The 25,255-nt window shown below is 40.7% G+C and carries 31 protein-coding genes and 2 riboswitches; of the genes, 14 read left to right on the top strand and 17 right to left on the bottom strand.

From position 1 onward, the window contains the following. Window positions 1-416 precede the first annotated feature (416 nt). Together AWM68_RS18055 and AWM68_RS18050 are read right to left on the bottom strand one after the other, a co-directional pair. A complete protein-coding gene (locus AWM68_RS18055; RefSeq protein WP_066245024.1) occupies window positions 417-788 on the bottom strand; it encodes a hypothetical protein in 372 nt (123 codons plus the stop codon). A gap of 426 nt (window positions 789-1,214) precedes the next feature. After that, window positions 1,215-2,189: an NAD(P)H-dependent flavin oxidoreductase gene (locus AWM68_RS18050; RefSeq protein ID WP_066245022.1), complete on the bottom strand. Its 975-nt coding sequence runs from the start codon at window positions 2,187-2,189 to the stop codon at window positions 1,215-1,217. A 209-nt stretch (window positions 2,190-2,398) separates the two neighbouring features. Next, a riboswitch (cyclic di-GMP riboswitch) is annotated at window positions 2,399-2,485 on the top strand. A gap of 30 nt (window positions 2,486-2,515) precedes the next feature. Here AWM68_RS18050 and AWM68_RS21130 point away from each other — a divergent pair. From AWM68_RS21130 to AWM68_RS18040, 3 genes are all read left to right on the top strand, one after another. After that, a complete protein-coding gene (locus AWM68_RS21130) occupies window positions 2,516-2,659 on the top strand; it encodes an anti-repressor SinI family protein (protein WP_082820771.1) in 144 nt (47 codons plus the stop codon). 89 nt (window positions 2,660-2,748) lie between these two features. Beyond that, complete coding sequence (locus tag AWM68_RS18045) at window positions 2,749-3,069, top strand: helix-turn-helix domain-containing protein (protein WP_066245730.1); 321 nt, start codon at window positions 2,749-2,751, stop codon at window positions 3,067-3,069. A 193-nt stretch (window positions 3,070-3,262) separates the two neighbouring features. Further along, a complete protein-coding gene (locus AWM68_RS18040; RefSeq protein ID WP_066245020.1) occupies window positions 3,263-4,306 on the top strand; it encodes an STAS domain-containing protein in 1,044 nt (347 codons plus the stop codon). 69 nt (window positions 4,307-4,375) lie between these two features. On the opposite strand, the gene AWM68_RS18035 is transcribed toward AWM68_RS18040, so the two are convergent. After that, window positions 4,376-4,930: a DUF4865 family protein gene (locus AWM68_RS18035; protein ID WP_066245019.1), complete on the bottom strand. Its 555-nt coding sequence runs from the start codon at window positions 4,928-4,930 to the stop codon at window positions 4,376-4,378. Between the two features lie 822 nt (window positions 4,931-5,752). Between AWM68_RS18035 and AWM68_RS18030 the strand changes: the two genes are divergently transcribed. Then, complete coding sequence (locus AWM68_RS18030; protein WP_066245017.1) at window positions 5,753-6,046, top strand: hypothetical protein; 294 nt, start codon at window positions 5,753-5,755, stop codon at window positions 6,044-6,046. Window positions 6,047-6,103: 57 nt separating this feature from the next. On the opposite strand, the gene AWM68_RS18025 is transcribed toward AWM68_RS18030, so the two are convergent. From AWM68_RS18025 to AWM68_RS17995, 7 genes are all read right to left on the bottom strand, one after another. Beyond that, window positions 6,104-6,757, bottom strand: coding sequence for an NlpC/P60 family protein (locus AWM68_RS18025; RefSeq protein WP_066245016.1), 654 nt, complete (start codon window positions 6,755-6,757; stop codon window positions 6,104-6,106). 173 nt (window positions 6,758-6,930) lie between these two features. Beyond that, entirely contained in the window at window positions 6,931-7,800 is an 870-nt protein-coding gene (locus AWM68_RS18020; protein WP_066245014.1) for a DUF6843 domain-containing protein, read from the bottom strand. A gap of 103 nt (window positions 7,801-7,903) precedes the next feature. Beyond that, the gene (locus AWM68_RS18015; RefSeq protein WP_066245010.1) at window positions 7,904-8,617 is read right to left on the bottom strand and encodes an ABC transporter ATP-binding protein; all 714 of its coding nucleotides are present in this window, start codon (window positions 8,615-8,617) and stop codon (window positions 7,904-7,906) included. After that, window positions 8,614-9,777 (bottom strand): ABC transporter permease, encoded by a 1,164-nt coding sequence (locus tag AWM68_RS18010; RefSeq protein WP_066245008.1) that lies wholly within the window; start codon window positions 9,775-9,777, stop codon window positions 8,614-8,616. The genes AWM68_RS18015 and AWM68_RS18010 overlap by 4 nt, the downstream gene beginning before the upstream one ends. Further along, entirely contained in the window at window positions 9,747-10,976 is a 1,230-nt protein-coding gene (locus AWM68_RS18005) for an ABC transporter permease (RefSeq protein WP_066245006.1), read from the bottom strand. The genes AWM68_RS18010 and AWM68_RS18005 overlap by 31 nt, the downstream gene beginning before the upstream one ends. 310 nt (window positions 10,977-11,286) lie before the next feature. Beyond that, entirely contained in the window at window positions 11,287-12,918 is a 1,632-nt protein-coding gene (locus AWM68_RS18000) for a DUF6583 family protein (protein WP_066245004.1), read from the bottom strand. Between the two features lie 195 nt (window positions 12,919-13,113). Next, a complete protein-coding gene (locus tag AWM68_RS17995) occupies window positions 13,114-13,614 on the bottom strand; it encodes a sigma-70 family RNA polymerase sigma factor (RefSeq protein WP_066245002.1) in 501 nt (166 codons plus the stop codon). A 293-nt stretch (window positions 13,615-13,907) separates the two neighbouring features. Here AWM68_RS17995 and AWM68_RS21565 point away from each other — a divergent pair, with 293 nt between their 5' ends. From AWM68_RS21565 to AWM68_RS17975, 4 genes are all read left to right on the top strand, one after another. Then, window positions 13,908-14,201 carry a hypothetical protein gene (locus tag AWM68_RS21565; RefSeq protein WP_156488450.1) on the top strand — a complete coding sequence of 98 codons (294 nt, stop codon included), beginning with the start codon at window positions 13,908-13,910 and terminating at the stop codon, window positions 14,199-14,201. A 245-nt stretch (window positions 14,202-14,446) separates the two neighbouring features. Next, window positions 14,447-14,665, top strand: a complete 219-nt coding sequence (locus tag AWM68_RS17985) for a DUF1659 domain-containing protein (protein ID WP_066244998.1) — start codon at window positions 14,447-14,449, stop codon at window positions 14,663-14,665. Between the two features lie 42 nt (window positions 14,666-14,707). Further along, entirely contained in the window at window positions 14,708-14,923 is a 216-nt protein-coding gene (locus AWM68_RS17980; protein ID WP_066244996.1) for a DUF2922 domain-containing protein, read from the top strand. 357 nt (window positions 14,924-15,280) lie between these two features. Beyond that, window positions 15,281-15,460, top strand: coding sequence for a DUF2187 domain-containing protein (locus tag AWM68_RS17975; RefSeq protein ID WP_066244994.1), 180 nt, complete (start codon window positions 15,281-15,283; stop codon window positions 15,458-15,460). Between the two features lie 55 nt (window positions 15,461-15,515). Here the strand turns inward: AWM68_RS17975 and AWM68_RS17970 are convergent, their stop codons facing one another. Next, a complete protein-coding gene (locus AWM68_RS17970; protein WP_066244991.1) occupies window positions 15,516-16,127 on the bottom strand; it encodes a hypothetical protein in 612 nt (203 codons plus the stop codon). A 161-nt stretch (window positions 16,128-16,288) separates the two neighbouring features. On the opposite strand from AWM68_RS17970, the gene AWM68_RS21125 reads away from it, so the two are divergent. Next, entirely contained in the window at window positions 16,289-16,429 is a 141-nt protein-coding gene (locus tag AWM68_RS21125) for a YpzI family protein (protein ID WP_066293612.1), read from the top strand. Between the two features lie 299 nt (window positions 16,430-16,728). Here the strand turns inward: AWM68_RS21125 and AWM68_RS17965 are convergent, their stop codons facing one another. Beyond that, on the bottom strand, window positions 16,729-17,226 hold the full coding sequence (locus tag AWM68_RS17965; RefSeq protein ID WP_066244989.1) for a DUF1648 domain-containing protein: 498 nt from the start codon (window positions 17,224-17,226) through the stop codon (window positions 16,729-16,731). A gap of 118 nt (window positions 17,227-17,344) precedes the next feature. On the opposite strand from AWM68_RS17965, the gene AWM68_RS17960 reads away from it, so the two are divergent. Beyond that, window positions 17,345-17,716, top strand: a complete 372-nt coding sequence (locus tag AWM68_RS17960; protein ID WP_066244987.1) for a VOC family protein — start codon at window positions 17,345-17,347, stop codon at window positions 17,714-17,716. A gap of 43 nt (window positions 17,717-17,759) precedes the next feature. On the opposite strand, the gene AWM68_RS17955 is transcribed toward AWM68_RS17960, so the two are convergent. Both AWM68_RS17955 and AWM68_RS17950 read right to left on the bottom strand, forming a co-directional pair. Then, window positions 17,760-18,017, bottom strand: a complete 258-nt coding sequence (locus tag AWM68_RS17955) for a carboxymuconolactone decarboxylase family protein (RefSeq protein ID WP_156488449.1) — start codon at window positions 18,015-18,017, stop codon at window positions 17,760-17,762. Window positions 18,018-18,023: 6 nt separating this feature from the next. Further along, window positions 18,024-18,203 carry a hypothetical protein gene (locus tag AWM68_RS17950; protein WP_066244983.1) on the bottom strand — a complete coding sequence of 60 codons (180 nt, stop codon included), beginning with the start codon at window positions 18,201-18,203 and terminating at the stop codon, window positions 18,024-18,026. Between the two features lie 320 nt (window positions 18,204-18,523). Between AWM68_RS17950 and AWM68_RS17945 the strand changes: the two genes are divergently transcribed. The 3 genes from AWM68_RS17945 to AWM68_RS17935 all read left to right on the top strand — a co-directional run bounded on the left by AWM68_RS17945 (window position 18,524) and on the right by AWM68_RS17935 (window position 21,183). Next, window positions 18,524-19,702 (top strand): S8 family peptidase, encoded by a 1,179-nt coding sequence (locus AWM68_RS17945; RefSeq protein WP_066244981.1) that lies wholly within the window; start codon window positions 18,524-18,526, stop codon window positions 19,700-19,702. Window positions 19,703-20,078: 376 nt separating this feature from the next. After that, on the top strand, window positions 20,079-20,288 hold the full coding sequence (locus tag AWM68_RS17940) for a hypothetical protein (protein WP_066244980.1): 210 nt from the start codon (window positions 20,079-20,081) through the stop codon (window positions 20,286-20,288). Window positions 20,289-20,328: 40 nt separating this feature from the next. Beyond that, a riboswitch (SAM riboswitch) is annotated at window positions 20,329-20,435 on the top strand. Window positions 20,436-20,514: 79 nt separating this feature from the next. Continuing rightward, a complete protein-coding gene (locus AWM68_RS17935; RefSeq protein ID WP_066244978.1) occupies window positions 20,515-21,183 on the top strand; it encodes a sulfite oxidase-like oxidoreductase in 669 nt (222 codons plus the stop codon). A 32-nt stretch (window positions 21,184-21,215) separates the two neighbouring features. Here the strand turns inward: AWM68_RS17935 and AWM68_RS17930 are convergent, their stop codons facing one another. Beyond that, window positions 21,216-21,503, bottom strand: a complete 288-nt coding sequence (locus tag AWM68_RS17930) for a hypothetical protein (RefSeq protein WP_066244977.1) — start codon at window positions 21,501-21,503, stop codon at window positions 21,216-21,218. Between the two features lie 177 nt (window positions 21,504-21,680). Here AWM68_RS17930 and AWM68_RS17925 point away from each other — a divergent pair, with 177 nt between their 5' ends. Continuing rightward, entirely contained in the window at window positions 21,681-21,872 is a 192-nt protein-coding gene (locus AWM68_RS17925; RefSeq protein ID WP_066244975.1) for a hypothetical protein, read from the top strand. A 324-nt stretch (window positions 21,873-22,196) separates the two neighbouring features. Here AWM68_RS17925 and AWM68_RS17920 read toward each other — a convergent pair whose 3' ends face one another. Next, window positions 22,197-24,125 (bottom strand): nitric oxide reductase activation protein NorD, encoded by a 1,929-nt coding sequence (locus AWM68_RS17920; protein WP_066244973.1) that lies wholly within the window; start codon window positions 24,123-24,125, stop codon window positions 22,197-22,199. 65 nt (window positions 24,126-24,190) lie between these two features. Continuing rightward, complete coding sequence (locus tag AWM68_RS17915; RefSeq protein ID WP_066245728.1) at window positions 24,191-25,075, bottom strand: ATP-binding protein; 885 nt, start codon at window positions 25,073-25,075, stop codon at window positions 24,191-24,193. Window positions 25,076-25,255 lie beyond the last annotated feature (180 nt).

The raw sequence follows: 25,255 nt of genomic DNA, 5'->3' as shown, positions 1-25,255 counted from the left end.
CCAAACAAATACAAAATTGCTCTTTTGTACATATCGGACGGACATTTTTCTGACTTTCTATACTGTACTGATTAACATGTATACTGCAGACAGAAATAGCCTGTCCCTTAATAACCTAAGCTAGGGTATAGCACGTCCTCAATATATATCACTTTATAAGCTTGATCAGTTAAGCAAGAATAAAAAATAATGAGTACCCTCCAATTAATGCAAGCACACAAACAAAAAATAGATATGTTGCTATTTGGGGCTTCACCAATATTAACACATATACAAAAAAGCAACTCTCTGGTTTAAGAGTTGCTTATTGTGTGGGACCTATTAGCTAAAGTTCACTTAAAGTTATAATTTGACTATGTCTCAAATTATAACTAAATAAAAAAGATAAATGCTTGTTGGAATTATCTCTTCATTTTTTAGGAGAAGATTTTTTCTGTTTTGTTCATGATTTGACTAATGTTTAGCTTTAATAATACAGACTTATTCACTATTCCTTTTTCAAACTCTTCGATTGTTGTTTGATCGCCGTTACTTTTAACCGGCTCAACATTAATAATATTTTCTAACTGCAAGCGAGCAGACGTATCGCCTTGTTTATGTTCTAACCTTCTCAAGAAAATAAATGTGTCCATATCTCGATAATTTAATTCTATTTCAATTTCTAGCTGGTCGTTTGCGTATAAGAAGGTTGTCTTCCAGCTCCCATCTGTATCGACCGGTTCAGAAAATCCATAATCATGTATTAAGTAGTTAAAACTTTCTTCCGTAATGGATGAGAATAAATTCATGGTAACACCTCCAATTTAAATGGCTGAACATACAAACGTTTTATTTTAATGATTCCCCTACATTTTACACCGTTTCATTACATAAATATAATACTTATACTTTCGCCCTCTTCTTGTGTACTCCTCTTTCATATAAAAATTTGGTAACAAAAGATCATTTAGGAAAGGACACGGCATATACCGTGTCCTTTCCTAATGGACGAATTTAGTGTTATGTATTTGTTTGGGGTCAGACCCCGTATGTAAAAAAGATTTTTTTAAAAGTTGTATTCATAGAAAACTTAAATTCAAGTTCATAATAAATCAACGAATTATATAAAACGCTCACATAATTTAAATAGAATTACCGATTAAAAATCCAAAATCCCCCAATTTCACGTTTATCCTCAGTGAATTTGGGGGATTTAGTTCTAAAGGACTATGAAACTATTTTATTAAAATGTTCTCTTCTTTTATTTGAAGTGCCTGTTGATACTCAGCTTTTAATTCATCTACAACTTCTTTTATAGAGGAGTTTTTTTTCACACTACCAACACCCTGTCCTGCCGACCAAATATCTTTCCATGCCTTTGCTTTTGATTCAGAGAATGAAAGGTCAATTGAATCTTTTTTCATTAAATTTTCTACATCAAATCCAGCTTTCTGAAGTGACGGCAATAGGTAGTTTCCTTTTATGCCGCTAATTGCGTCTGTGTATATGAGATCCTCAAGTGTAGAGTCGATTAGCATCTGGCGGTATTCCTCACTTGCTGATGATTCTTGTGTCGCGATAAAACGCGTTCCCATATACACGAGGTCGGCTCCAAGAATCTTTGCAGCAAGAATCTCCTCACCTGTTGAAATTGCCCCAGCTAGAATCGTCATCCCATCCCAGAATTCTTTTACGGCTTTTAAAAAGGCAAACGGATTTAATGTACCACCATGGCCGCCAGCACCACTGCAAACTAAAATTAGCCCATCAATGCCCGTTTTTGCGGCTTTTCTTGCATGATCGAGTGAGATAACATCTGAAAATACGAGGCCACCATAGCTATGGACCATTTTGGTTACATCACTTGGATTTCCTAATGATGTAATGACAACAGGTGGCTCATACTTTTTAATGAGCGCTAAGTCCTCGTCAAAACGCTTGTTAGTGCGATGGACGATTAAGTTTACTCCCCACGGTGCAATTTTGGCAGATGGATCTGTTTCTTTTACTGTATGAAGCTCTTTTGAAATGTGCTTCATCCAATTTTCTAAAAGATCGGAAGTTCTTGCGTTCAACAAAGGAAAGGTCCCTATAATACCATTTTTACAGCTTTCAATGACCGTCTCTGGACTTGAAACTAAAAACATGGGGGCATTGATGACTGGTAAACTGAGTTGATTCGACAAATCTAAAGGTAATTTATTCGACAATCTGCTTCATCCTTTCCGTATCCTAGTTTTGTTTCAGTGAAGTTCTAGGAAGTATCTTCAACATAATCCCAATCATTCCTTTAAATTCGTTTTTAGGGGGTGAACAAAATTTTATTACATTACATTTATATTACAGTCATTTTCTGACAACATTTTCTTTTCTGCTTGTATATAATCAATTTGTGTTAGGAACTTATACCTAATTATCCTTCAGTTAAGGGCAAACATATTCGAAAGAAATGGGCGCAAAGCCACGGGTCTAAAGCTAACAAAGCTATGATGGCCGGGTTACCTGGACAATACATACTTTCTGGAGGGATTTTTTAGTGGATAATACTTTAACGTTGGATCACGAGTGGATTGAGTTAATGAAAGAAGCGAGAGATCAGGGTTTCACTAAAGAGGAAGTTATGAGTTTTTTACAAAATCCCCAGCTGATTGCAGCAGAATACGCAGCACAAGAAAATTAAGTAGTAAACAGGTCACAGAATTTATTTACTTCCCTATTGTAGAAAGATATAATAAAGGCAAATTACTACTTAAATGGGGATTGCAAATGATGATTGGTGAACGCGTAAAAAAATACCGCACTGAAAAAGGGCTCTCCATTACAGCTTTAGCTGATAAAGCAGGAGTAGCAAAATCTTATATTAGTGCACTTGAACGAAATATTCAGCAAAATCCTTCTATTCAGCTTCTTGAAAAGATCGCAGATGTATTGAATATTTCGGTTGATCACTTGATCAAACAGGAAGTCGACACACAAAGTCTAGACCAAGAATGGGCTAACCTTGTAAAAGAAGCCATGGGTTCTGGTGTAAGTAAAGAGCAATTCAAAGAGTTTCTAGAGTTTAATAAATGGAAAAATAAACAAAGCTAGCCACCTGATCCGTGATCAGGTGGTTTTTACGTGTGTTTATGATTATGTTTGTGTCTTCGTGGAGTGGACAAAATGGGGGTTTGTCTTTGTTTGGGGTCAGACCCCCTTTGTCGAAAATTATATGTTTCAAGATTATATAAAGAGGGTAAAAGAAGTGGGTGTCTATATTTTTTTGCCTATGGAGGATTTATCTATGACTCAGACGCCGAATGAATTATTGAAAACTCAAACCAGTATTGATGTAAATGGTGCATCTTTTCTTTGGGACACAGAAAAAGGTATTTTTAAATTTGAAGGCGCCGATGTCTTGCTGTTTTGGACCGATTCAGCATTCAAGGTGTTTCTGGATTCCATTGAAGAAATTACTGGCGAAGGAACGGCAGACATTGTTTTTGAAACAGCCGGCTATCGTACTGGACTTGTTGTAAGTGATTTTTATAAAAAATCGATGGTTTCGATTGAAACGTCACTACAATTTCTCCCTAAAATTTATGCTTCTGCCGGTTGGGGTAAGACGTCCATTGATGTTGATGTAGCAAATAAATCAGCGATTATTACTATTCTGAATGGTTGGGAAACAAAGGTGAAGAAGGCACAAAACAGCAGTCGTATGGGCCGGTTCTTACCAGGTCATTGGGCTGGAGTTTTTACTGGTCTATTTGATACAAACATGTGGTACGAAGTATTAGAGCATGATCTAACCTCTGACTTCCTAAAAATACGCATAACAGAGTCCAATATTACCCCAAAGGATAATATACGTGAACTCGTTCAACGTGAAGAAAAAAATGAGATTATGAAGCTTGAAGCAATGGTTGAAGATCGCACGCGGGAGTTAACGGATCTTATCCGCGAAATCTCATCGCCTATTATTCCAGTAACCGATAATATCGTGGTTATTCCGCTGATCGGTAAATATAATGAATTACGCTCCAAAGATATGCTAGAACACACCCTTACTTCTCTGCCGCAACACCGGGCAAAATTCGTAATCTTGGATTTGACCGGAATTCGATCTATCGATTCTGAGATGGTGGATATGCTGAATAAGCTCGTATCTTCTGCCCGTTTATTCGGTATGGAAACGCTGTTAGTAGGGATTTCACCAGAGTTGAGTATGGAGGTCACAAAGCACCAATATTCCATTGGAGAAAGTACATACTTTAGGAACCTGAAGCACGCCATCCACTTTGCTTTTGCAAAAGAAGGTATGTTCATTCAAGAGCCTAAAAAGTGAATAGAAATAGAAAAATAACGTGTGAATTACCGCACGTTATTTTTTGTGGAGTTTTTTGTACAAGCAATCCTAAGCAGAAGGGTTGCCTTCTGAAACATGCAAGATGCTGTAGAGCGTTCCTTTCATTTCCTTTATGCCGCTGACATCATTTAAAAAGTAATTGATTTCATACTTCCACTGATCGGGATTATAAATAATGACGTGCTCTACTTGATCAATGGATGGGACCTCTGCTTGTATTGTATCTTTTACGTATTTTAGACTTTCTTGAGGCAGTATTTCTCTCGTGAGTTGAAACATATATTTATAATCTGTAATTTTTGAAGTGGTAGTGTCAACGAGTGGAATGCCAACGTTTACGCGCTGCCATCCGAACGATTGAATAATATTGTCATAAAAACCGGTAAATAAAAATTTATTTAAACCCTCACTGCCCTTCCAAAGGTACAATGGGCAATAACTGTTCTGCATATTATAATGGATTCCTTTTTCAGTTATTAAATACAACTTAAATTTCAAATCCTCAAAGCCATCCGTTTTATAGCCGTTATTCTTAACTCTTTCTCTAATAATGTTCATATCATAATCACTAGGCAACGTGATCTTGTATTGCGTTGCTAACATCTGACCACCTCGTTAATAATTAGTAAATATTTGTATGTAAACTTAATTAAATCATAAGCAGCTTAGCTTTGTAAGTGTTTTTCTGGGGAGTACATTTATTGTGTTTTTGTATTTGTTTGGGGTCAGACCCCAATTTTTTTAAAACCCATCATTCGTCTAAGCAACTTGTCTTTACCTACATATGATATACAGAAACCGAATTCAGATAAGAAGTCGGTATCAATTTGCGAGGTGAATTTTAATGTGTTACAAATGCGGTAACTTCGACCACTGCAAGCATAAGGAAGAGAAAAAGTGGAAGAAAGAGAAAAAGCACGGTCACAAGTGTGAATCTTCTTCTTCATCTTCTTCTTCATCTTCTTCAAGCTCTGAGGTTTTGAAGTGTAGAAAAGTTAGAAAGCAACGCAGACATCACCGTTGCTGCGATCCTTGGGCAAGAATTTTGTTCTAGGATTGTAACTGTAAATAGCAGCCCAATCTAATCTTGGGCTGCTATTTTACTATGATTTAACGTTTTTAACTCCTTGTTGATACTCCAAGCTAAAATTCCTGTAATATATTTTTATTCCAAAACAATCCCGAACTTGAGTTTTGATTAGTTTAACAAACTTATAGTAAAAATCAGCGTATTATAGCCGATATAAAATAAGGAAAATTATTTCTATAATATTTTAAAGAAAATAACATTAGTAATTTTTTTATGTTTTGTATAATATTAGTTTATACAATACCTTACCCGAACTATATACCATTTACTATAATGATCATGGCTATCTGTAGTAAGTACAATTAACATTTACTTTTATTGACGGAGGTATTTATATGAGTAATCAAGTTGGAATAAAGTTTACCTATTATCGAAATGGGACAACTATATCTCAAATGACAGACTATGACGATATACAAGAAGTTATGAATCAAGGTTTTGAAAGTGTTGCTGTAGATTGTATACAAAAGGTATTTCATGCAATAGGTCTTGATTTAGATCAGTTATCATATCCACATCCTGCTACTCGCTTTTGCTTTTTTTCAGAGTTGAGTTATGACACAAATCAAATGATAACTGAGGGTAAGAGAAGACCTGTTTTAAGTAAAAAGAAAGATTTGGTCTACTAAATTCATATACATAAAAAAAGAGGATGACCCAACTATGCGGGTCACCCTCTTTTAATTTTATAAACGCTTTGTCCCGTAATAACGCGGTCCCCAGTACGAATTGTTCATATCTGCGATTGTTACTCCTGTTGAAGACCCAGCATGGATAAACTTCCCGTTACCGATGTAGATTCCCATGTGTGAAGCGCCAGAATCTGTAGTGGAAAAGAATACAAGATCTCCTACCGCTTGTGACCCTACCTTATACCCTGTGTTTACCCACATATCTTTTACTGTTCGTGGAAGCGTGATGTTGTGCGAGTTCTTGAATACGTAGTTGATGTAACCTGAGCAATCAAAACCTGACGGGCTTGTCCCACCCCATACGTAAGGTGTACCTTGGAATCGTTTTGCATAGTCTACTAAATACGTATTGTTAACGTTATAAACTCCTAGTTTGTTAAACGTGTTACGGCCAGCAATTCCATCAGCTGTTAAACCTTTTGCACGTTGAAAACTTACTACAGCACTCTTTGTATAGGATCCAAAATACGATGTATACGAACCGCTATATGTAAAGTAACCTTTATCGCGCAATATGGATTGTAATGTTTTAACATCTGTATGAGTCATCGTTGGTTTAAGTGTTGTATCTCCAATATTTGCAAACGCCTGTAGCGGCGACAATAATAAAGTTGCTCCTAAAACTGATGTTGCTATCCATTTTTTCATTATTTATCCCTAACCCCTTTTATTTTCCAAGTAACCTATTATTATCCTACTATATAAAAAAGAGGTTGTGTTTTACGCTTCGGTTACGGAAAATAGGAATTTGGTCCAGTTGCACTTTTTGTCGAATTTATTATTTCAAAAAAATACCACTATTAAGCGTTGCTCCTATACTTTTAGTAGCCAAAATCCCCTAAGCCTTCGCGTTGTAAGATCTCTTCCACATCCATACTATGATCCTCTAAATATTTACTTCCGTAAGCAGAAAAATGATTAGTACAACCTCTATTTATAACGGTAAAGGAAGAATAAATAAATTCACGTTCACCATTTGAAGTAGAACCTGTGCTACCAATATGAATGCAATTCTCTTTAATTTTTTCTTTAAGCCCATCTTTATCGTAATAATAATATTTATTATCAATGAGTCCTTCAGCTTCAGGTAGTGAAGTGAGTCCATAACCTAATTCATTAATTTTAATTACGTTATAGTCTCCAACTTTCTTAGGCTTTGGTTCATCTTTCATATTGTATAGTACAGTCACATTACCTACATAACCGTCTGGAATTATGTAATATTCTTTCGTTTTCTTTTCAGTTAAGTCAAATAATAGATAAGTGCTTAAAATGGCTAGAGCAACAATTACAACTAAGGAAATTCCGTTTGATATAATTTGATTCAATTTTAACGTTTTATAACTTCCTTTTTGCCACTCTTCTGCTAAAAAGAAAAAAAGGGCGCAAAAAAGGGCGAAATAGCTATATTCTCTAATAAAGATTATAGTTATAAAAGCAAATACTAAATGTAAAATGGCTGATACTATTAAGTAGTGCTTATGAAGTTTACTTGTTATTACATCAATTAGAAGGGAAACTGGTATCGCATAAAAAAAATTACCAATTAGCGCAAAAAATAAGACAATAAGTAGGAAAAACAAGTCTAAAGAAAACCCTGATTCAAAAATAATATACAGACCAAAAAACCCTGGTAGTAAAAGTGATGAAAGCATGGCAGAATTGATTTTTCTTGAAAGGTTTTTATTCATCGTTTACACTCCTTTGTGAAATACTTCACATAAAGTATATCACTATTGGCAATACATTAGAATATTCAGGATAACTAAAAAAAACCTACCATATTGGTAGGCTTTACCCCACAATCTCCCCAAGCGTCTCCGCAAAGTTCTTAGATTGCGCAATTGATCCAAACTGCCTTACTTTTTGTTTGGATCCGTAGAACAGCAGCTCCCCTTCTTTTAAAATCAAAAAGGAAGTACATAATGTCTCGAGCTCTTGTGCGTCATGACTGGAATACAGGATGGTCTTCCCTTCCCTTCCGAATTCACGCAAGTCATTCACGATCTCCTGTTTGGCAGAGATATCGATTCCTACTGTTGGTTCGTCGAGAATGAGAATATCCGGGTCATGCAGCATGGCAATTAAGATATTGAGCTTTCGCTGGTTACCGCCAGACAGATGCTTCACTTTTTTATCCAGATGTTCCGCAAGCCGCCACTCTTCGCACCGTTTCATCCATCTTTCTTCAGATGAATGTTTCGCTAACTTCCCAAAGAATCTTAAATTCTCCCGAGTCGTCAACTCATGATAGACGGCGATCTCTTGTGGCACATACCCGATTTTTTGACGAATTGCTTTTTTCTCTTTTTTAACGTCTAATCCATCGACCGCAACTGTTCCGGTCGTAGCGTTCATGATGGTTGCAATGATTCTGAGCAAGGTAGACTTCCCAGCGCCGTTCGGGCCAACAACGCCGACGGTTTCTCCTTTTTGAATCGTGAAATTGATATTCTTTAACACTTCTTTTCTGCCAAATTTCTTTGTTAGATTTTCTGCTGCAATCAAGCGTTGTCACCTGCCTTTATGGTTGAAAGTCCGTATAGGATGATACTGATCGTAAAGAAAACGAGAGGAATGGGCAGCGTTTCTTGGTGAAGAGAGGATACGACCCAGTACTGCGGTGTCCATTGTGCGGCTCTTTCTAAAAAACTCGAAAGCTCGTCACTTGGAAAAAACGTTCCACTGAGAAGCGAAGTGGCGAGCACCACAAAGAGTGTGATTGCCTGCCATGTGCGGTTGGCGTGTACGAAATACGCGAATGTCAGAGACAGCGCGTTTAAAAACAGCACATATCCAACGAGCGCTAGTATGGTCACTCCGTTCAACTCCAGTTCGCCTCTCCACCATCCGAAACCACCTAACAGAATTAGCAAAACAATTTGCACTAACAACACACCAAGTGCATTACCCATCCAATACAACGAAAATCGGCCCACCGCATACGGCACTCTTGACCGCATACCTGAATCACGGTCTTTGATCGGCCAGCTGTTCCATAAAAAACTGAACAGCATTAAGAGGACGAGCATTCCTGGTATATAGATCGAAGCTGACTTGCTCTCAGCCGCTTCAGCTTTTTCACTCGTAACGCCGACTTTGTAATCAACCGTCATCAGCGGTTTTGGTTCCCAATGTTTGTCGCTATACGCCCAAGCGTCCTTCCAGACGGATGTTTGTTCTATGGCATTCAGATTCTTGCTTTTACCGTATGTTTTTAAAACCGTGTTCGCGCCATAGGAGTTACTCGACAGCCGCTTCACTTCACTTGCAAAAATTTCCCGCACTAAACCGTGTGAAATCGTGCCGGTTGAGAGCCACATGGTCACAAGTCCATCTTCATCATTACTCCGGATTTGTTCCATGAATCCTTTTGGTATGAGAAAACCGATCGCCGCCTTTTGGGTCTCGATCTGATTGCGGGCTTCGTCTTCAGACACCGTACTTACAGAGATCGCTGGATTTTCACTCACTCTCTCTATAACTAACGCGGAATATTCGGTTTCATCCTCATCCACAATAACGACTGGGATTTTCGTTGCGTTCGCGGTCTTTTCCACGCTCATGCTAAAAAAACCCAGCAAAAGGACAGGAATCAGCAGGCCGATCCAGCTCAACGGACTTTGAAGCAATAATTTTATACGTGTAATGGCAATTGTCCAGACCATGGCAACCTCTTCTTTATTGTAATAAGTAGTAATCCTAGAGCCCAAATGGCGACCGATATACTCAGTAACACGATCACTGGCGTCCAAATTTGATTGCCGACAAAGAGGGATTCTACTAAACCGCTGTGCGCGTGGTGCACCACATTAAGAAAGCTTACATTTCGCCACATTTCTGGCAGATAGGATAACGGCAAAACACTTCCGCTTGTAGCTGCCATACTCATCATGAGTATAATGCCCGCACCCCACTTTGCTCCGTTTCGCTGAAAAAGTTCTTGAATGAGTGCGAAAATGGAGGATACTGCTAAACAGTATGCGAGCAGAATTACGGTTGCGGTGAGACTCCACATTTTGGTGACGCTGTAAAAAAGGGATATCAGAATAATGCTTTGGATGACGAGCAGCGCAAATACGGACAGAATGTTGCTAAAAAAGAAGACACCTGACCTTACGCCTTGTAGCGTTAGTCTTTCACGCAATGCGGTTTGCTCACTTCTTGCTGTTAAACTCATGCCGAACAGTCCGCCGATAAGGAGCAGAATCAATACGCCTGACAGACTATAAAACTCTAACATGGTGATGCCGCCGAATGCGCTTAGTGTTTCAGTTTCATAGATTTTATTTCGGTTCAAAGCCTGAAGAGTGAAATCGGTAATGATGGTTTCTCGATACGTTGCGAATTCTTCAGAGCTTAAGCCCATCTTCCTGAGATAGTGAAAAGCTGCATTGGCTCCACTTTGAGCTGAAGAGATCAAGTTCGCATTAGACACCATCACTTGCTTCAACAGTTCCGCTTGAAAAGGGCGCTCTGGATTTCCGATTACCGTTACAGGAATGTTATTACCGCGGCGTATACCTCTCGTAAATCCGTCAGGTACAATCACTATTCCGGCGACTTCATTTGCAGCTAAACGCGTGCTCGCTGCCGCCGCATCTGTTTTTTCAAAAGTAAGGACGTTTTGCAGTTCTTCTGATTCCTCATACTGCTTCATAAGCAGTTTTGTTTCAAAGGTTTTGTCTTCATCCACGATCGCGACGGCAAAAGGTTCGACCCACTGCTTATCTTGTAGGAGCGGTTTCAGACCAAGATACGTGATTCCAAGCAGAAGGATGGGAAAAAGCATCATGGCAAACAAGGGAAACGGCTGCTTTAGCCAGCATTTTACCGTTAGATGGGCAATGAGTAGCGTTTGCCTCATAGTGTCGTTCCTTTCGTTTAAAAATTTGTACAGTTTCGGGCTACGAAACTGGTCAGAACATATACATAGCGGGGTATTCTGCTATCTGAATCCAGAAATTCAAGGGCTGAATCCAAAAGTTTTGGCTGTTTATCCACGAGTTTTGTCTCTCAATCCAGAAGTTTTGGCAATTTATCCACGAGTCTGCAATCCTCGACAATTTCCGCGCGGCCTACTTCCATTACATACCCTATACCCCTCATAGGTTTAAAAAAAGGACAAAGATCAACTTTGTTTGAAGTTATCTCTGTCCTCTTATTATAAATCTAGTTTAGAATCCTTGGAACATTGATGCGTTTTCGCCAACAAACTGTTCGATGTTGCGCTGAATTTCGCTCATCATGCCCATCATTTCAGCATCGCTCATCTCAGCTGCGTTCACTGCTTTTCCTTCTGATAACTCAGGGAACTTCAGCTTCTCACCGAACGTTGTTTTCGTCTTGATGTTTAATCCAACGTTGATGTCGCCCATCGTTGCGTCGTTTCCAGTCAATGTTACTTTGTAATCATGGTTCGCATAATCTTTATCAAGGTTCTGGTCACCTTTGTGCTCGATCTCAATCGTCATATCTGGAAGTTCCATCGGTGCATCGCCAGCTGGGACAAGGCTTGCTGTCCACTTGGATTTTTTATCTGTGCCTTCACCTTTAATATGGAAGCCGATCCCTTCTGTTGTACCGTTTTCCGTCATTTCGAATTTCGCTTTAATATCGCGTTTCTTACCATCTTTGCCTTTTGGTTCGCTTTCCATTTTCACATCTACAAGCAATGTTTCGCCTTCAGGACCAGCGTTAAGAACCCAAGAAGAGTTCGTTACATCGCCCTTCATCCAGCTTTCAGATTTGTAGTTCACCGGAACAGCTTCTTCACCGTTTGCACCGATCTTCATAGATAGGTCACGGCTTACCACTTTATCATCCTTGTCGATGATCACAACTTGCTTCATGCCACCAGGGATTTGCAGGTCATCGTTGATCCCTTTTTTCACATCAGCTAACAACTGTTTCAGTTCTTTTTTCGCATCTTCTTTGCTCATGTTGCCTGTTGGTGCCATCATGCCTGTTTGAAGTCCGCCTTGCAATGCTGTTTGTTCAGCGATCGCATCTAGGATCTCGTCGTCTTTTTCGATCTTTTCAATAAAGTTCACAAGCATGGTTTTTGTTTCTTTTTCAGATAGAGAAACCGTTAGTTCGCGAAGCTTCTCCCCTTTAAAATCAACATCGTCCTTTAGTGTTACGTTTTCATCTTTAATGCTATCTGCATATACTTTTGCAAACTCTTGGAACGCTTCATCACGTGCTTCTTCGCTTACGTCTCCTTCGATCACCTTAAAGAAGTTTTCAAGCTTTTCCATTCCTTCGTATGATGGATCAAACTTTCGCATAACGTCGCCAAACTGACTGTTCGGGAAGTAAACGTGTTTGTCGTATGCCGCTGGAACACTTACTGCGGTTTGCTTGTTGTTTTGGTAAAAATCAGCTTTCACAAGATCTGTGTTGTTCATTGTTAACGCAACACCCGCAGATCCTTCTTCTTTTTTAGGGTCGTGCTGAGTTGTCATTTTAATTTCACTGTTTGTTAGAACGGAGCCGATCATTGCCGCTTCCATTCCGCCTGCTCCAAACATCGCAGGATCCACTTCCACACCTACACGCGCTTCAGACTTATACGCTTCTTCACGCTGTTTGTCTTGAAGAGCCAGCGCATCTCCAAAGCTGTCTTCAAAAGATTCGTTTAGTGCTTTAAATGTGTTTAGTTCGGATTTTAAGTACAATTCACGCGGAGATAGATCGATGAACATCGCATAGGCCGTTGCTCCGATCGCAAGCACTGCAATGATCGCAAGCCCAATGATCAACGGTCGTTTCTTGTTTCCAGTACTCTGATTCACTTGTGTTTCCATCGTTTGGTTGTCCCCCTCTTAATAAATATATAAGCTTTGTCCTACCAACTTATTACACTGTTATTCTAAAAAAATAGCAGCTTATTTCTCTATTGGCTTTAATGGGTAAAAAAGGAATTTCCTCACCCACAGTTTTCTACTATACCCTAATTTTAGAATTATATCCATCAAAACACATAGTAAGAAAGTTTGATTTTAATGGGTATTTAAAACTGTCCGAAGTTTCTTTAGAGCAGCCTTTCTCCACGACTTCACCGCGTAGCGTGTAACCCCAAACTGTTCCGCGATCTCCGCCTCACTCTTCATATGGAAGATGCGATGAACGACCCACCGCTGCTGATTCTCTGTAAGATGCATGAGATATAGATTCAGAGTTTCGTCTTCTAAGTACGGGATGTGGTCTTGATGAGTTAAGTGCTGGAACATCATCGACTCGTGCGGATCATGACTTACCTCTTTATCCAACCGTGTCGCTTCTTTTCGTAATTCTTGTAAAATACGTCCTCGAACAAGAACGAATGCATATGACGAGAACTGCCCTTTTTCCGGGTTGAACGTTTCGTAAGCTTTCCAGAGTCCAAGTAAACCAGCTTGATAGTATTGATCAAAATGAGTGGTGAGATGGTACCGCTTGATCTGGGACTTGATAAGAGGGTCAAACATGGCGGCTACTTCTTCAAAAAGCATGTGTTTCATGGGAATACTTCCTTTTGGAATGTGCGCACATTCTTTAGAATTCCGCGGTACCCTCACTATAGGTTGGAGTCGTTTTACAAAACAAAGTCTCACTCTTTAAAAGTTGACTTAAAAAGAATGCAAAAAGATAAAAGTTGCAGGATAACTTTTGAAAAGTTATCCACAGAAGGGGTGTCAAATCACGAAAATCAACACATTTTTTGTGTGAAATGATCAATTTCGTAAAAATCGGGTGTTGTTTTTGAGTAAAAGGAAGCTGTTTGTGGATAAGTGTTGTGGAGGAGTTAGTGTTGTTGTTGGAGGTGGATGATTTGTGTTTCAGGGTGGGGGCTTTCTGGGAAGACAGCTGGAGCAGGCGGGAGCTGGTGGGTCAGACGGTGAGCCCCCTGCTCGGTGTGTTTTTGATTTTTACGGTACGTGTTCTTTTCATTATTACACGTTCGCTCAATCAAAGTGGTTTTTCGCTCAATTCACCCTCTGTTTCGCTCAATAACCCATTCGTTTCGCTCAATCCGACTGCCGTTTCGCTCAGAACACTGCCCGTTTCGCTCACAAACTTTAAAATCTGCATTTTTCACCCAATATGATTCAACGCATATACCTTCTAAAACTCCAAAAACGTAAAATTTCCTCAATTAATAGCAAAACTGATTCAATTTCAGCCCCATTTTATTTACATTGGACTTCATTTTTCCGCTCGTGCTTACACAAACGCAGTAAATCCCCTAAAAACTAAAATTATCACCAAAACGATCGCAAAAAATTTTCTCTACACCCCATGCCTCCTTTTCCCCATTCACTGGAACTTATAATGTGAAAGGAGGTGAGGCACATGGCAACAGCAGCTTTGATTGGTTCATCGATGCGATTAGAGTTAGACGGAGGACTTGATGCAGATTTCAAACCGGTGGTGAAGTACAAAAGCTTTGCAAATGTAAAAACTTCCGCAACCCCTAACCAGCTTTATACAGTAGGAAATGCATTAGCAGGACTTCAAGCTTATCCACTTGTGATGATCAACCGCAACGATACCTTCGCGATTCACTCTTAAGAAGGAATCGTAGTGAAAATATAGAAGAAAGGAGGGATTTCAATGGCCAGAGTGCTTGAATTGCAGTTTCTTAACCAAGAAAACAAAACGGTAACCATCCGCCTGGATGCTCCGATTGAACCGGTTAATCCTGCAGCTGTAAACGCAGCGATGGACACCGTAATCGCCCAAAACATCTTCACGTCATCAGGCGGGAATTATACGAGCAAAAAAGGTGCGCGTATCGTTGACCGTGAAGTGAGCGACATTAGTTTATAAGATATTACCAGAGTTTATAGCGACCGTAAAAAACCGTCCTCCGACCAATTGGTTGAGAAGGCGGTTTTATTTTATCTGTGGATATTGTTGATAATGTGGATAAATAAGTGGATAGATAGAATTGACAACAGGTTGGTTTCCCCTTGGATTGTGGATAACCTTTGGATAACTTAATAACTCGTGAATCCATTTATCAGGTTGCATCATTTTGGAAGCGGTTTAGTAAAACGCTTTTATGGTAATGGTTCTAGGTTTCCGATATAATGCTTAACAAATAGAACTTTTTTCAAAACAAAAGGAAAATTTGATACAATTATGGTAAAATAGTACAAACATAAAATAGTTGGAGGAAAAGGCATGGAATTTAAAATCGGTGACATTATTGAAACGTTCGACGGCTTAAAGGGAGAAATTACTTCATTGTTGACCAACACCGCTGTTGTGGACTTTTCCGTAACAGAAAATTTTACAGAGCATTTTGAAGATGCGAAGCAAGTTGTTCGCCTAAATGATATTCGACAAGTGGTAAAAAGCTAATTTGATATAGACGTAAAAACAGCCCTTTTGTTCAACAAAAGAGCTGCTTTTTTTATTATAGTTTTTTGCGATTGTTTTGAGAAGTGACACCTGCTGAAACCGCATTTTGATCGTTTTGGTTGGTATTAGAAGCCTGATTTGACTCTGAAGAATAATCATGAAGATTTTCTTTGCCGATCGGGTTCTCCGTTAGTTCCGTTCCCGCTTCTTTTAGTTTTGTCGAGATGCTGCCGATCTCCCCTTTTGTTCCCTTTACGGTAGAGAGAACATCATTTGAGATTTCCGTTAACGTATTGATATTGCCGAATACGTCTTTATTGAGGCGTTCGTATAGAACTTGCGCATCATTGATTGCATCTTTCAGGGTGTTTGTTGCCGACTTAAATTGGCTGATCATCTGATCCTTTACTTCACCCGGATTTTGTTTCACTTCAGATATCACCTTGCTTGAACTATCCTTCAGTCCAACTGCAGTATTTTTCACTTTTGTCCGTGTATTATAATCGATTAATGCTAGCGCTCCCCCAACAATCCCACCGATTATCATTCCCTTTAACAGTTTGCTGTTTTGCGGGTTTGCCACTCGTTCTGTTTGAGAAGTACCATACATATTTTCTTGGTACGGTTCGCTTTCAAATCCGTTTTTATTGTTTGCACCTTGTTCCATTTTAAGTCCTCCTTTTAATAATTTTTTCGTAGTATGGGAATTCCCTTTTCTCTAAAAGATAAACGTTTGGGTACGCATTTTAGAATAAACAATCCTTTTACATAAAAATTGGGATAACTCCTCATACTATAAAAAATCATTGTGAAATGGAGGTTTTTAGGATGGGAAAAGATAGACAAGAGAAGAAACTGAGAGAGTCTGGCCGCGTTGAATCTGACCGCGATCAAAGCTTGAAGTATTCTGGCGCAGCGAAAATGGAAAGTCCAGATGAAGCGCGTGCTCGCAATCATCAAGATCAGTAACTAGGAAATTTGTAGGCTAATGTGTTAGTGGCTCATGAAGGTGAATATCCCTTTTGTGGGCCGTTTTTAGTTTGGATGATGTCGAAAATCGGATAAAATATTTTATACACGGAATTATACAGCTTTATTACGGAATTACGAAGCGTATAAACGGATATATTCCTAATTACCTCGTATATCCTTTTATGAATCCACTTGGAACGGAATAATTCTTTTATTTCCATTCCATAAAGACATCAATATTTCTCTGCAGAAAAAAAAGAGGCATTTCCCTCAACAAATTGAGTTCGACCCCCTTCTTACTTCAATTTTATGGACCTTACAATAAAAAAAGCGATCGTTCCGGTGATTCCGATGATAAATATAGGCAAAATCCACACTCCAAGCCCCTTTTGAGTTCCTTTTGCTACTCCACCACTCACCCAGCTCATAAAAACGAAGAACAATAGCATCTCGTTTTTAATCATATTCAGCATCAGACGGGCATTTTTGTACTGTCTCTCTGCGTTTTCTTCAGTTAAATTAAAATAATTGTAGATGTGCGGGTATTTTTCAACGACCGTAAGCAGAATCCACGTCATTAATCCGATTCCGAGCAAAATCCATAAGTTGATCTTGTTTCCCCAGCCGTCGGGTTCACCCGCTGCGTTAAAATGAGTGGGAACGGTGTCTGGAATGGACGACCATTGCATGACTAAGCTTCCGGCAGCTGTGATGAATAGAGAAATCAAAGCGATATCTAATATGTTTTCGAGTAATGTCTTAGGTATTTTTAGTTTTGGTCGAATTTCATTCATGTCGTTCAACCTCCTCTAAACGACTACTACGCTTTATTCCAGTTAAAGTTTCGTCCGTATTGTATTTGTGGAAATTCACATTTATAGTTAAAGTATCTTTTTTCCAATAGGAGGACTTATGAAACTAGGCGCATTTTCTGTTAGTTTAAATGTTAAAGATATTCACAAGTCAAAAGCGTTTTATGAAATGCTCGGATTTGAAGCGTTCGGCGGGAACATAACTCAAAACTGGCTGATTATGAAGAACGAAAACACCATTATTGGTCTGTTTCAAGGCATGTTTGAAAATAACATTCTTACTTTTAATCCTGGTTGGGATCAAGATGCCCAAAACCTCAATCACTTTACGGATGTTCGGGAAATCCAAAAACACCTTAAGGAACAAGGTGTAAAGCTGCTGACGGAAGCAGACGAAACGAGTGCGGGCCCAGCAAGTTTTATGATTGAAGATCCTGATGGCAACCCGATTCTTGTGGATCAACATAGATAATACATAAAAACGTCCAGATTCATTCTGGACGTTTTCTGATTTCTTATTTATTTTCTATTCCCATCGCGATAATAAACCAGTTTGCTCCGTTTTTACTTCCGATCTGAAAAAAGAGGGCAATGATTTCTTCTCGGCTAAAATGTTGTGTTAATCGGTTATAAAGTTCATCTGGCAGCTGCCCATGATAAGCCATGATGTGGTCGGCAAGTTCTAAAGCTAGCCGCTGGCGGTCTGAAAGTTCGGAGTTTCCTTGTTTCATCGCTGTTTGTCGAGTAGACTCGTCCAGAGTCCCATAATCCATGCTTTGTCAGTAATCGCAGCCGTTGTTTGAGGCCGCTCGTAAGCGAAGCATTTCCATAAGTTCTGGTTCTAGGATGTCGTTTAGTGCCTTTTCCATTTGCTGAAAAGCATCAAGAATGCCTGGTGCATTGGCAAGTGCCTTTTTAAATGGTGTTCCTTCCACATTCTTTTCAGGTAAGCGTGACATTTTTTATCCTCCTCACATTTTATACTTCTTTTTTAGCTTACATGATTTTCCCAAAGTGTTACATCATTCTGTTTCAAGTGATATATTTGCGCTTCCTTTACACCTCTGTTATGCAATGTTTACTATCGTAACTTTATCTTAAGATAATAAAATAGTTGGACATGTTACGCTTTAACCATAGATAAAAAGTCTCACCTTCAACAGTACTTAGTAAGTTATCATTATTTTCAGATAACAATAAAGGGTTTTGTAGAATGCTGTTGAATTCCTTACCCAACAAACCAAGTCCGCTTGGTAAATACATCTGAGGAGTGATTTTTATGTTAAAGCGTTTCGTGGCAGTTGCCGCATCAGTACCACTACTTGTCTCTTTGGCTCTTCCGGCTTCGGCGGCTGAGTCAGGAGTGAAGGAAGCATCCTTTACACCTTCAGCTAAGCAGGAAGCTACATCACAGGAAATTATCGTACACTTTAAGGATTCTGCTTTAGCTGCAAGCTCTGTTGAACATACAGTCTCAAAGTTTGACGGTGAAGTTGTGGATGTGACGAAAGAATTTACGGTTGTAAAAGTAAATGGCAGTGTGGCTGATGCGATTAAGAACTTCGAGAACCTTGACTCGGTTGAATACGCCGAGCCAAACGCTACGTTCCATGCGAGTTACGTTCCGAACGACCCTGCTTACAAGCAGCAATACGCTCCTCAAAAAGTGGGTGCCGAGCAAGCTTGGGACACAACACAGAGCTCGTCAGCTGTAAAAATCGCCGTGATTGATACAGGCGTTGACTATAACCATCCAGATCTAGCTGGAAAAGTCATTAAGGGTGCGGACTTTGTTGATGACGACAACGACCCGATCGATGAGAACGAACATGGTACTCACGTTGCCGGAATCGCAGCAGCTAATACGAACAACGGTATCGGCATCGCAGGTCTGGCTCCTAAAGCTTCAATTCTAGCCGTTCGCGTATTGGATGCGGATGGCAGCGGAACGTTAGATGATGTTGCACAAGGTATCCGCTATGCGGCTGACCAAGGCGCGCAGGTAATCAACTTAAGTCTTGGCGGGTCTATCGGTACACAGACGCTTCAAGATGCGGTGAACTACGCGTGGAATAAAGGCTCCGTTGTTGTCGCAGCAGCTGGCAACTCTGGCGTAGCCCTTCCTAGCTACCCTGCTTACTATTCAAACGCAATCGCGGTTGCGGCAACTGATCAGAACGATCAAAAAGCTTCATTCTCTAACTTTGGTACGTGGGTGGATATCGCAGCACCTGGAGTTAACATCTATTCTACGACACCAAACAATCAGTATGCGAGTTTCTCAGGTACGTCCATGGCTTCCCCAGTTGTTGCTGGTGTAGCCGGACTGTTGGCTGCTCAAGGGAAAAATGCTTCACAAATCCGTGCAGCGCTTGAAAATACGGCAGATCCTGTAACAGGCACAGGCACGCTGTTCCAAAACGGCCGTGTGAATGCCGCAAAAGCCGTTCAGCAATAATTTCTGAGAAGTTGTTTCATAGCCTCTAGAAGTCTTTTGTAGAAGACTTCTAGGGGTTTTTTGTTTAAAATCCTTTTCTAAAGGCTCCTCTCTAAAAGAATGTGGTTTTTAAGGTGGTTTGTCCTAATTACTTCTTTGATATGTTGATTGGAGCGGAAGGATGCGAGACTCCTGCGGGACTGGCGGTCAGGTGAGACACTTAAGAGTGAAACGTACGAATGTGGCTCACCGCCTGCCCCGCGGAAAGCGAGCATCCTGGAGCGGAAATCAACACTTTAAAGGGCAACAAAGCTATTGCAAAAACTATCTTGTTTAGAATTCGCTTTTACATGAAAAACTGTTAAGAGGAAACGTGTGAGAAGCGGAGGTTGTTTCTATGTTTGGTTTTGGAAAACAAAAGAAAAGAACATCGCAAGGTTCTGGCAAGAGCGAATCGACAGAAACTGAAAAAAGCCAGAGCGAAAAGGAAGCAGAAGAAAAGATCGTGTATTTTTTCTTGATCAGCACGGCTATTTTCGGAATTGTTGTGCTCTATCTCGGGATATCCAAAGAAATGTCATTGATTTTTTATGCTCCTGTGTCATAATAGGTGTAACTTTTATAACGTTTTAGCCGATTTATTCGGTCTCTTATTTCGAGCAGGCGGAGGGATTTAGCCCTATGAAGCCCGGCAACCACCTATTTTATAGGCACGGTGCTACATCTAACAGTTTACCAAACTGAAAGATAAGAGGATGTGTACGGAAACACTCGTCCTCTTTTATTTAAAAAGAGGGCGTTTTTTTATTTTAGTAGAGAGGATGTTATGTATTATGGGCCTTAACAAAGCCGATCGTATAAAGAAAATGCGCGTTCCTGAATTGGATGAGAAACTTGAAGGCAGATTGCCGCCTGGACAAGTCGTGACCGAACGGTTTCCGATTTTGCATGAAGGTGACGTGCCTGTTTATGATATGAAAAAATGGTCGTTATCTGTAGAAGGACTCGTGGGGAAACACGTCGAATTTACTTTTGAAGACATCATGAAGATGCCTCAAACGACGGTCGTACGGGATATTCATTGTGTAACAAGATGGTCGCGATTCGACAATGCGTTTGAAGGCGTGAAATTTACAGATTTCCTAAAATACTTTGATGTCGATCCGAAAGCGAAGTACGTGATGGTCCACGCGGATTACGATTATACAACGAATGTACCTCTAGAAGATCTGCTTCGTGACGATGTGCTGCTCGCGCATTCGTTCGACGGCAAACCGTTGACAGACAAGCACGGATTCCCGCTTCGTCTCGTTGTGCCACATCTGTATTTTTGGAAAAGCGCAAAGTGGATCCGAAAGTTTGAGTTTTTAGCGGAAGATCAACCTGGTTTTTGGGAGCAGAATGGCTTTCATATGTACGGCGACCCGTTCAAGGAGGAGCGTTTCTCGAGCGATGAGTTTGAGATGCCTGAGGATGAGTGGAAGAAGAAAGAGTATGATTGATTGTTAGGAATATCGTTAAGGGGAAAGATACGTTACTTTGTTCCCCTTAGCGTTTTGATTTCGTTTTTGAGTGCAGTCAACTGATCTTGGATGTCTTTCATCTGCGCTTCTTGTTCTTGCTGATCTTTTTGCGCTTGTGCTTGTTCAATGTAGATTTGTTTTAGCGCGATTGCGGCACTTATAGTTGCCAGAAAGTCACCGGCCGTTGTTAGTGTGGCTGCAAGTAAATCGAGTTCGGCTAGAAACGTTGCACAGTTATTGTTCGCTAAGTATTCTGTTTCTGCTTCTGCTAAAATGACGTCTACTACACGCTGGTTCAAACCATTCACTCCCTACACCCTGATATCTACATTACAATATGCTTTCGCCCTAGTCCCGGTGCCCGGTTTTAACCGGTAAGGTGCTAGATTATGGCTACGAATTTTTGTTTTAAGGATTTTCTTTCTTAATGTATAAGCATTTTGACCGATATTATCCATATTAGGGGAGGTTTGGCGATGGAACACTGGCTGTCTTTTCGTATTCCGTTTGATATCATTTCTATTTATATTCTGCTCGCCGCTATTATTATTGTCGGCATATTCTCAAGCCTGCTTCGTACAGCCTTACCAGAATGGTCTGTCAGGATTTTTAGCTACACAGGATTTGTTGGTGTGATCTTCGCTTGGCTGAAGCTGCTGGAGTATTAATACATACATAAAAAACGCCTGGGGTTTTGTGCCCCGGGCGTTTTGGCGTTCTTGGTGAGTTATGAATGGGTAGATAGATTCAGCGGTTTTGCGCGTTCGCTCATAGAGGGGTATGTTTCGCTCAATACACCCTCTGTTTCGCTCAGAAACTACCTCGTTCCTCTCCAATTGACCCCAGTTTCGCCCCAAACGTACTCTGTTTCGCTCAATGACTCGAAAACACACGCTTTCAACGATAGAAATTACGTCTGATTTTACTAAAAGATGTGGTGAACAGCGATTCCTTAGCAGATATAGTAGCTACAACTACAAAAAGCAGTACTTTTATAACGATTTTAACAGCAGTTTGCGTAATACGGGCATGAGATAGTCAACAAGCTCCGCCGCACTTGGTACAACAACGTTTTGCGGCCCGTATATGTTCTGCATCAGCTTCTCTTCTTCCTCTGTAATCTCCCCGTTCGCGATGAACATGCCGATCGTTTCGATTCCGAGTTTTCGAGTTCGTGTTACCGCTTCGTGCGTATCGAGCACACCGTGCGTTTCGTAATCAAAGGCAGCTGGCTCTCCGTCTGAGAAAACGAGAAGAATTTTCTGCTGCTCGGGCCGTTTTGCGAGCTCCTCACCCATGCGGCGGATAGAGTAGCCATCACGATTGTCTTCTTGCGGCTCGAGCTGGATAATCGATGCCCCTGACTGATGAAGCGAATTTCTGTAAGAGATCACTTCATGGAAGTAGTTCGGTTGGTCATTGGTTGTCGCATCAGCGGCATCTTCCCAAAAACCGACGACCGAATGCGGAATTCTGAGCGCTTTTAACGTTTCGTGAAAAAGAACAATTCCTTTTTGCGTCTCTTCCATCTTGTTGAACATGGACGCTGAACAGTCAACGAGCAACGTGAACGTTGTATCGAGTTCGTGCTGAGATTCTTGTTTTTTTCGGAAAAGTCTTGGGTTCTTGTCGGTTGCGAGTCTTGTAAGCTTCTTCCCTAGTCTTCCGAAATGCAGATCTTCTCTTGGTGCTGTCCGCTTATGCTCCATCGTTTTTAGGAAGTTTTGTTTGAGCTGAGAGACAAATGGCGCAATTTCTTGATTGAATTCATCGTATTGCGAGATTTCGTCTAGGGATGCTGGTTTTGCCGGAATAAAGTGTTCAGTTACGTTTTTGTTTACTTCTCCGTATGGAAAGTGATTAGCAGCGTCTGAACCACTTTGGTTGTTATCGGTTTCAGCTTCATGTTCGTTTTGGGTGTTGAAGTCGTTGTTGTCCGTCGAGTGAGCGCTCGTTTGGACAGATCCAAACACCGCATCTCCACTTTCAGCCTCTCTCGCCGCTTCTCCTAATAAATCTGTGTTCGTCCCTTGATCCAGATCCATTTGTAAAAAGGAATCTTGCGGGTCAGATGTTTCATCATGCCAGGACGAATGAGATTCTTTCTCTTGATCATCTTCATCCTTTTTGGAATCATCATCTTTCGTTATGGTTTTCTTCGTTTTCGTTTCGCTGTTGCGTGTTAGGTCTTCGAAATCCTGTTCGTTCGCGTTAGTTTCTGTTTGTTTAGGCTGATCGCTGAAACTGCGGTATGCGGTTTTCATGTCTGGGAGGTTGATATACTGAGATGTGATTCCAGCCATTTTAGTGATGATTGCCGCAATGTCTTGTGTTGATTGAGCTGTCGTCAATTTTGTGAGCAGCGGGCGCAGCTGTTGATATAGTGCTTGTGTTTCTTTAGGCACCGCAACAAAGCGTTTATTGGCTAAAAGAATGATATGACAAAAAAGCGCGTCGAGTTCACGCTTTTGCTGAATATGTTTTCGGTACTCTCGATTGTAGTGAACTTGGAATGTTTCTTTACGCAGTCTGAACGCATGCATCATCCCCGGCCGGTCGTTTGTACAGATCTGTTCTAATCGAAAGTCTTCTGCGAAAAGAAGGACCTGCTTGAGAAATTCCCGGTGCGGATGGGATTTTAGTTGCAAAAGCGTGTTCCAAATCACGTGGTCATCCGTATGAAATTGCGTTCCGTAGCTGCGCAAATACACGTCCGATTTCCAGCCTTCCAGCTGAATGTCGCGCGGGTATGGGTTCCAGAACTGACTGACGTGAGTGACGCCGCTATTTCGTTCAAGGTACGAGTGGTACGAAAACGAAACATCCATTTTATCCACTTTTGAGAGTGAGCGAGAAAGATCGATCAGTTGCATGTGAACAAAAGAATCGATCTTGGTATTCGCAAATACTAGGAATTTCATCTAGGGAAAACCTCCAAAATCGTCGTGGGAAATAAATTGTGTGGGGTCTGACCCCATTTCCCAGCTTACGCAAACAGCGTTGCGGCCACGTTAGAAACGAGGGCGCGTTCGCGGGCATCTTCGAGCTTGTCAGCGATTGCGCGCTGGATGGCGCGCTTTGCCGGCAAGTAGACGGACAGGTCAGCTGCATCCAGCAGTGCGCGGATGGATGCGGCGTCCTCAGACAAGTGGCCGGCTTTCGCCTGGCCGATCAGGTCCGATGAAAGCTGGACAAACTTTGAAAGAACCTCTTCGTCTTTTTGCTGAGATTGATTTTTCAACATTTCTTTTAACGTATCACCTTGGATGTAAGGCACCTCGATCACCACGAATCGGTTTTTTAACGCCTCATTCAAAGGCACTGTTCCGATGTATCCTTCGTTGATCGCAGCAATCACATTGAAACCAGGCTGTGCTTTTACCACTTCACCTGTAAACGGATTTGCGATCGTGCGGCGATAGTCGAGCATTCCGTTTAGAATAGGCAGAGTTTCCGGTTTTGCTATATTGATCTCATCAATGTACAAGAAGTGGCCGTTCGTCGCCGCTTTCGTTACTGGCCCCGGTATGAACTCAATCTCTTGCTTTCCATCACTGTAGCTTAATGTTTTGTGGCCGAGAAGTGCTTCAGCATCTAAGTCAACAGACGCGTTCACCTGATGAAGCGGCTGCCCGAACACGTTTGAAAGAAGCTCGGCAAGCTTTGTTTTACCTGAACCAGTCGGTCCCTTCAGCAGGACATTTTTACCCAAAGCAAGTGCAATCACAGCATCTTCTATAAGCGAAGCGTCGGGTGCCGTGTATCCACGTTCACCAATCAATTCTTTATATGCATCTGGTAAGTTTTCTAATCGTTTCGCTGCCTCATTCTGCAGCTTTTCTTTTATCTCAATCGGGATTTGAAGATTCATATCAAAAATCCTTTCTATTTCGGTGCCCTCTCTCAAGATCACCTCATCTATCAACAGTATTTCCACGAATTTTGCTGTGTAAAGCCTTACACAATGTAACATTGTAAGCTTTTTCAGTGCAAGCGGTGTGTTTTATGTAAACATGTATGCGGATTACCTCACAAAAAAAGAAGCTGATTA

Origin of the sequence: Fictibacillus phosphorivorans (assembly GCF_001619875.1) — a bacterium.
Lineage (GTDB): Bacteria > Bacillota > Bacilli > Bacillales > Fictibacillaceae > Fictibacillus > Fictibacillus phosphorivorans_B.
The sequence above is the reverse complement of the archived record's forward strand: the minus strand, read 5'-3'. Positions and strand labels throughout refer to the sequence as shown.

Bases quoted from the DNA above. Each gene is read 5' to 3' on its own strand.
- AWM68_RS18055 (WP_066245024.1), bottom strand. From the start codon at position 788: ATGAATTTATTCTCATCCATTACGGAAGAAAGTTTTAACTACTTAATA.
- AWM68_RS18045 (WP_066245730.1), top strand. From the start codon at position 2,749: ATGATTGGTGAACGCGTAAAAAAATACCGCACTGAAAAAGGGCTCTCC.
- AWM68_RS18040 (WP_066245020.1), top strand. From the start codon at position 3,263: ATGACTCAGACGCCGAATGAATTATTGAAAACTCAAACCAGTATTGAT.
- AWM68_RS18035 (WP_066245019.1), bottom strand. From the start codon at position 4,930: ATGTTAGCAACGCAATACAAGATCACGTTGCCTAGTGATTATGATATG.
- AWM68_RS18030 (WP_066245017.1), top strand. From the start codon at position 5,753: ATGAGTAATCAAGTTGGAATAAAGTTTACCTATTATCGAAATGGGACA.
- AWM68_RS18025 (WP_066245016.1), bottom strand. From the start codon at position 6,757: ATGAAAAAATGGATAGCAACATCAGTTTTAGGAGCAACTTTATTATTG.
- AWM68_RS18020 (WP_066245014.1), bottom strand. From the start codon at position 7,800: ATGAATAAAAACCTTTCAAGAAAAATCAATTCTGCCATGCTTTCATCA.
- AWM68_RS18010 (WP_066245008.1), bottom strand. From the start codon at position 9,777: ATGGTCTGGACAATTGCCATTACACGTATAAAATTATTGCTTCAAAGT.
- AWM68_RS18005 (WP_066245006.1), bottom strand. From the start codon at position 10,976: ATGAGGCAAACGCTACTCATTGCCCATCTAACGGTAAAATGCTGGCTA.
- AWM68_RS18000 (WP_066245004.1), bottom strand. From the start codon at position 12,918: ATGGAAACACAAGTGAATCAGAGTACTGGAAACAAGAAACGACCGTTG.
- AWM68_RS17995 (WP_066245002.1), bottom strand. From the start codon at position 13,614: ATGAAACACATGCTTTTTGAAGAAGTAGCCGCCATGTTTGACCCTCTT.
- AWM68_RS17985 (WP_066244998.1), top strand. From the start codon at position 14,447: ATGGCAACAGCAGCTTTGATTGGTTCATCGATGCGATTAGAGTTAGAC.
- AWM68_RS17980 (WP_066244996.1), top strand. From the start codon at position 14,708: ATGGCCAGAGTGCTTGAATTGCAGTTTCTTAACCAAGAAAACAAAACG.
- AWM68_RS17975 (WP_066244994.1), top strand. From the start codon at position 15,281: ATGGAATTTAAAATCGGTGACATTATTGAAACGTTCGACGGCTTAAAG.
- AWM68_RS17970 (WP_066244991.1), bottom strand. From the start codon at position 16,127: ATGGAACAAGGTGCAAACAATAAAAACGGATTTGAAAGCGAACCGTAC.
- AWM68_RS21125 (WP_066293612.1), top strand. From the start codon at position 16,289: ATGGGAAAAGATAGACAAGAGAAGAAACTGAGAGAGTCTGGCCGCGTT.
- AWM68_RS17965 (WP_066244989.1), bottom strand. From the start codon at position 17,226: ATGAATGAAATTCGACCAAAACTAAAAATACCTAAGACATTACTCGAA.
- AWM68_RS17960 (WP_066244987.1), top strand. From the start codon at position 17,345: ATGAAACTAGGCGCATTTTCTGTTAGTTTAAATGTTAAAGATATTCAC.
- AWM68_RS17955 (WP_156488449.1), bottom strand. From the start codon at position 18,017: ATGGATTATGGGACTCTGGACGAGTCTACTCGACAAACAGCGATGAAA.
- AWM68_RS17950 (WP_066244983.1), bottom strand. From the start codon at position 18,203: ATGTCACGCTTACCTGAAAAGAATGTGGAAGGAACACCATTTAAAAAG.
- AWM68_RS17945 (WP_066244981.1), top strand. From the start codon at position 18,524: ATGTTAAAGCGTTTCGTGGCAGTTGCCGCATCAGTACCACTACTTGTC.
- AWM68_RS17940 (WP_066244980.1), top strand. From the start codon at position 20,079: ATGTTTGGTTTTGGAAAACAAAAGAAAAGAACATCGCAAGGTTCTGGC.
- AWM68_RS17935 (WP_066244978.1), top strand. From the start codon at position 20,515: ATGGGCCTTAACAAAGCCGATCGTATAAAGAAAATGCGCGTTCCTGAA.
- AWM68_RS17925 (WP_066244975.1), top strand. From the start codon at position 21,681: ATGGAACACTGGCTGTCTTTTCGTATTCCGTTTGATATCATTTCTATT.
- AWM68_RS17920 (WP_066244973.1), bottom strand. From the start codon at position 24,125: ATGAAATTCCTAGTATTTGCGAATACCAAGATCGATTCTTTTGTTCAC.
- AWM68_RS17915 (WP_066245728.1), bottom strand. From the start codon at position 25,075: ATGAATCTTCAAATCCCGATTGAGATAAAAGAAAAGCTGCAGAATGAG.